Here is a 4,707-nt window from a genome sequence, read left to right on the forward strand (position 1 = left end):
GCTGACCGCCGCCTGCGCGGTCGGGCCGGCGCCCGCTCCTGCCTGGCCATCGGCCAGTGGGCCCGCCACGCACCCCAGGACACCCTCGCCCGCCTGGGGTTTCATATGCGCGGACCGCTCGGCGTGCGCCGTCCGGCCTCGCCCTCCACCCTGCGTCGCGTGCTGACCCGGTATGCCCCGGCGGGCCGGCCGACCTGCTTGGACACGATCCGGCCGGGGCGGAGCCGGTCGCGGTGGACGGCAAGACCGCCCGCGGTTCGCGCACCGACGCCGCCCCGGCCGCCCACCTCCTGACCGCAGTCACAGCCGCCGGCCGCGCCGTCAGTCAGCTGCGGGTGCCGGACAAGACCAACGAAATCACCGGTTCCACCGCCCTGCTGACCCCTTTCGACCTGACCGGCACCGTGGTCACCGCCGACGCTCCGCACACCCAGCGCGGAGCACGCGAAGTGGCTGGTGGAAATGAAGAAAGCGCACTACCTGCTGGTCGTCAAGGGCAACCAGCCGACCCTGCACACGGCACTGAAGTCCCTGCCGCGGAAGGAAGCGACCGCCCGCCGTTACGACCGCGAGGCCGGTCACGGGCGGCGCCGACCCGCCCGGTACGCACGCTCACCGTCACCAGCCTCGGCCTGGACTTCCCGCACGTGGTCCAGGCGGTGAAGATCCTGCGGCATCGCACCGACCTGAAGACCGGGAAGGTCACCCGACAGACCGTCCACGCCATCACCGACATGACAGCGCGGGAGGCATCGCCGCAGCTCATCGGCCGCCTCGCCAGGTCACAGTGGGGCATCGAGGCTGTCCACCACGTCAGAGACACCACATTCGCCGAGGACGCCTCCAGGGTCCGGACCGGACACGGACCGGAGAACATGGCCACTCTGCGGAACTTCGCGGTCAACACCCTGCGGGACACCGGCCACCGCAGCATCGCCGCCGGACTGCGGGAGGTCTCCCATACGCCCTCCACCCGCCCACTCGACCCTGCTCGAACTGCCCCTGACCAGCATCGCTACAAGATCACCCGGACTGTGAATCAGCCCTGCCAAGGCGGGCGAGGGTGTCCTGGGGTGCGTGGCGGGCCCACTGGCCGATGGCCAGGCAGGAGCGGGCGCCGGCCCGACCGCGCAGGCGGCGGTCAGCAGGACCGAGGTGAGGGAGTGCCGACGTCCGCGCCGGTCGCGCCGGTCGCGCCGGTCGCGCCGGTCGCGCCGGTCGCGCCGGTCGCGCCGGTCGCGCCGGTCGCGCGGGTCGGGCAGGACGGCCAGCCGGGCTGCCGTGCCCGGGAGTTCGCGCTTGCTGACGCGAGGGCGACTTGGCCAGGCAGACGGTGGCAGACCGACGGCACATCGGAGCTCCGGGTGTTCAGGGCGACTTGCGAGGTCACCCCGTCAACCGGAGCTTCGTTGTGTTCGTGACGGCCACCTGGAGAAGCATCACACAGCAGCGACCAGCAGCGTCACATGATCACCTGGACTTCGAATCAGCCCTGCCGCATCACGCAACCTCGTCGAACTGGCCGACCTCGAACTCGACGAGCTCCATGCCGGGGTCGAGGAAACCGCAATCGACTACTTCGGGAGCTCCGGGGCCGATGTTGCTCAGGGCCGACGCGCTACGTGGAGTCGCGCGTCGCCGTCGGCGGGACTACCGGTATGGACCGCATGAGCGGTCCGAACTGTTCGTGGCCGCCGGACGCCTGCCCGGGACCTCGCCCACGTCCGCGACGGACTCCAGTACGTCGGCGATGTCGGCGGCACAGACGAGGCGCGACTGCTATGCGGGGAGGTTCAGTGCCTTGCGGACCCCGGCAGCAGCGGGGTGGCGAATCGGACGCTGCGCATAGCCGAACGGGCCCGAGAGCGGGTGCGCTGTCCGGACACGCTGACTGGCCCGACCGGTACTCGTAGCCGGGTGTGTGCCCGGTTGACGGCTTTCTGGTGGTGGTGAGGTCGCGTCCGCGGTGCCGTTTGAAGGGGGTGCGGAGGGTTCCGTCGGCTCCTTCGTGTGTTTTGTCCGCCGGGGCGGGGAGCTTCAGCTGTTCACGGGTGGTGATGATGTGGTGGGTGCGGGCGGGGGGGGGGAGCTGGGTAGTGCCGGAGGGGGTCGCTGGTGGGTCTGGTGGTGGCTTGGGTGTTCGCTCTGTGCTGTCTGGCCTTGCCGGGGTGGTTCCCTTCACTGTTGCCGGCGCGGTCGTGCTCGGGGGTGGTGCCGTCCGCGGGCACGTGTTCCGGGCGGGGCCGCCGCAGGCCCAGGGGTGAGGGGGGCCCGGCCGGCGAGGAGTGTGGTCACACTGTGTACGTAGGTGTGGGCGGTGCTCTCGCTGGTATGCCAAGCCCGCGGCGGGCTTGGCGGGGGTGGAGTGCTCGCGCAGGTACCAGCGCCACAAGCGCGCGCTGGGAGCCGGCCTCGGGGACCTACGGAACAGCCATTAGCGCTAAGCACTTGATCATGGATGACGAAGACCCCAGCGTGGTGATCGCTGGGGTCTTTGTGCCGCCCCCGACCAAGAGGTCATCCTCACCGTCCACGAGCTCAAGCGCCTCGCGCGCAACGCGGCCGAGCTGATGACCCTGTCCACCCAGCTCCAGACCGCCGGCAACCCTTCGCTAGAGGCCACCAGGCCGCCGACTACTTCTTCCAGGGACCCCTCCCACACACCGGTTGCCCTACGAGTCGCCTCCCGGTGGAATGAGGCCAGGCCTTGGTCAAGGGGTCTGACCTGCTGGTCAAGGGGTCGGGCAGCAGCGCTGCGAGGCGGCGACTTCTCCTCTGAGCCACCCTTCCTTTTACGCGCGCGCGTAGACCAGGGCAAAAAGTGACACCGCTGGTTCCTAGTTGCATTCGCCGGCGGCTCGGTCGAAGGGTGGTCTCTCTTCGTCTCAAGCTGGCGTGTCGGCACGCTGACGGCATGTCAGACTGAACGCGCCCGGTGGCGTGCCACGTCCGGCCGATGCTGCCGCCGCCGGGCCTCGACCGCGTCCTCAGCGGCGCCCGCGCTCCATGTCGTCGACGGCACCGTGTCGACCAGCTCGCACACCGCGTCGGCCACCGCCACCCGCTCCTCGACTCTCGGCCGCGGCTCCGGGCTCAGCTCCATGTCCCGCCCAACGATCGCGCGCCGCCGCCGGATGCCGCAGCACGGCGAAGGGCCCACGCCGTGCTGGCGCAGGCCCAGTTTCGTCCCGGACGGAACGCGAGTTGCAAGAGGTGTCAGGCCGTCCGGCTACCGCCTGCGACCCCGGTGGGCCCCCCGGTGTGCTGCTGCACTGGCTGCGGCGTGACGTTGCTGCCGGGCTTCCTCCGGGATCTCGGCGACGTCGTCGAGAGCGGCGCGGATGACATCAGCGTCGGCCGGCGGGCGGCCCGTGCTCCGCTCGTAGTCGGCGAGCAGCTCGTGGACGAGGCCGATCAGTCGGGTGATGCGCGGGTCCCTCAGCCGTTCGAGCGGGACCTGGACGTACGTCTCCTCGAAGGCCGCCGCGTCGACCTCGACCGGTAAGGCGTTGCGGTCGGTGCTCCACTGGCCGGTGTCCGGGTCGTAGACGGCAGGCCGGAGCGTGACGACGGAGGGGCCAGCCTCCTCACTCCAGGAGAGCCGGAAGTGCTCGCCGCCCGGGGAGCGCCAGACGTCGGAGGCGGACGTCATGCGCCCACCTCCCCGCGGCCACCGCGCGGCAGGGCCCGCCGGGAGGTGCGCCGGGGCCGGTCGGCGCGTTCGACGGTCACCTCCTGGTCGTCGTTCCCGGCTGCGGCCGGGGCCTCGAGGAGCAGCACCTCCGGGGCTCTCACCCTGGCCGAACCGCTGACGTCAGCGCGAGACCTCCAGGCCTTGCTCAGGAACCGGCGGCGATTCCTGAGCAAGACCACCGGGCGGCTGATGGGCGGGCCGCCCGCGCCCCGGCTTCCGCTAGTGACAGTCGAGCCCATGCACCGAGTTGGGGAGGGACGGTTCGAAGTAGGAGCACTCGTACCATTGTTCTGCTGTCCGGACATGCAGAACACCACTGCCGGTTTCCCCGTTACCGGTGCAGTTTCCGGTGGCGTAGATCTCAGTGTCCCCCTCCGCTGCATTGGTGTGGTCGCATGCGTAGCTGCTGGCGGCGTGGGCTGGTGCGGCGGTGACCACCAGGCTGGCCAGCCCGAGCCCGGCGGTGGCCACCATGGCGGCCACCCGGTGCGCGAAGCGCGCACGGACGGGCCTGCCTCCTCGGCGGGCGGGCGCTTGCACCGTCATGAGGGGAGCCGAGCGTTGCGTAAGTGGCATGAGATGCCTCCTTGTCGGACATCGCCGTTCTCAGAGGATGCGGCGTGCAATCAGGACAGCAGTCACCGTCAACATCGGTTGCCGCTATCTGCAAAATTCACTCAAAAGGGTGTGATGGGTGGCTTTCGCAGCCACCCGTTCGCGGACGTCAGCCGCCTGGCTCCCCGCGGCAACTCTCTCCAGAGGACGGCGGCCCAACCCATCGAGCTGAGCGAGTTCGCAATCCGTCGCTCCCGTGCAAACCCATCGCTCCGCAGAGGTCACACAGCTCGGACTCATCTCTTCCTCGCTGTCGGCGTACGACGCTCACCCCAGCCGTCAAAATCACAAACAGGCACTGACCTTGTCTTTTAACCGATTCGCCGGGGCTTGGTGCCGACTTTGTGGTGGGTGGGCCGTTGGAACGGTTGGCCGGTGGCGAGGACTCTGCCCACGTC

At 70.0% G+C, this 4,707-nt stretch carries 5 protein-coding genes; 1 reads left to right on the forward strand and 4 read right to left on the reverse strand.

Annotated elements, in window-relative coordinates:
• Positions 1-233 precede the first annotated feature (233 nt).
• Positions 234-1,421 carry a transposase gene (locus tag ACZ53N_RS36405; RefSeq protein WP_469145005.1) on the forward strand — a complete coding sequence of 396 codons (1,188 nt, stop codon included), beginning with the start codon at positions 234-236 and terminating at the stop codon, positions 1,419-1,421.
• A 1,496-nt stretch (positions 1,422-2,917) separates the two neighbouring features.
• Here ACZ53N_RS36405 and ACZ53N_RS36410 read toward each other — a convergent pair.
• From ACZ53N_RS36410 to ACZ53N_RS36425, 4 genes are all read right to left on the reverse strand, one after another.
• Complete coding sequence (locus tag ACZ53N_RS36410) at positions 2,918-3,103, reverse strand: hypothetical protein (protein ID WP_469145006.1); 186 nt, start codon at positions 3,101-3,103, stop codon at positions 2,918-2,920.
• Positions 3,104-3,229: 126 nt separating this feature from the next.
• Entirely contained in the window at positions 3,230-3,652 is a 423-nt protein-coding gene (locus tag ACZ53N_RS36415) for a hypothetical protein (protein WP_469145007.1), read from the reverse strand.
• A complete protein-coding gene (locus ACZ53N_RS36420) occupies positions 3,649-3,795 on the reverse strand; it encodes a hypothetical protein (RefSeq protein WP_469145008.1) in 147 nt (48 codons plus the stop codon). Before ACZ53N_RS36420 ends, ACZ53N_RS36415 begins: the two co-directional genes overlap by 4 nt.
• Positions 3,796-3,913: 118 nt before the next feature.
• The gene (locus ACZ53N_RS36425; protein WP_469145009.1) at positions 3,914-4,240 is read right to left on the reverse strand and encodes a hypothetical protein; all 327 of its coding nucleotides are present in this window, start codon (positions 4,238-4,240) and stop codon (positions 3,914-3,916) included.
• Positions 4,241-4,707 lie beyond the last annotated feature (467 nt).

Source organism: Streptomyces sp. NPDC033229, from assembly GCF_055576875.1.

What these genes read in the sequence shown, in the direction of transcription:
- ACZ53N_RS36410 (WP_469145006.1), bottom strand. Translation starts at nt 3,103, where the DNA reads ATGGAGCTGAGCCCGGAGCCGCGGCCGAGAGTCGAGGAGCGGGTGGCG.
- ACZ53N_RS36415 (WP_469145007.1), bottom strand. Translation starts at nt 3,652, where the DNA reads ATGACGTCCGCCTCCGACGTCTGGCGCTCCCCGGGCGGCGAGCACTTC.
- ACZ53N_RS36425 (WP_469145009.1), bottom strand. Translation starts at nt 4,240, where the DNA reads ATGACGGTGCAAGCGCCCGCCCGCCGAGGAGGCAGGCCCGTCCGTGCG.